Source organism: Lysinibacillus sp. GbtcB16 (assembly GCF_019091145.1).
Classification (GTDB): Bacteria; Bacillota; Bacilli; order Bacillales_A; family Planococcaceae; genus Lysinibacillus; species Lysinibacillus fusiformis.
In genome coordinates, this window is sequence record NZ_JAGXJV010000395.1 from 1 (window position 1) to 272 (window position 272).

A 272-nucleotide genomic window follows, 5' to 3' on the forward strand; every position below is an offset into this window, starting at 1 on the left:
GTACTGACAGTCATTTTACATTTTAGAAAAGGACGTGATCCTCGTATGACAATCTCCACCCCCGAGCAGGCGCATGGGGAACATGGGAATAACAAGCAACTAATGCTCGTTTTGATGTTCACCTTGACCATTTCCATGATGACCGGCATCATGTTCAACATCGCTTTACCCAAAATTAGCGAGCAATTCTCGCTAAGTCTTTCGCAGGTGAGCTGGCTCTCCTCCGCCTATATTCTCATTTACGCGATTGGCGCTGTAACTTACGGGAAGCT

1 pseudogene is annotated in these 272 nt (G+C 46.7%); it reads left to right on the forward strand.

Annotated elements, in window-relative coordinates:
- Positions 1-45: 45 nt before the first annotated feature.
- A pseudogene (locus KVT27_RS24670) lies at positions 46-272 on the forward strand (MFS transporter); the annotation flags it as partial.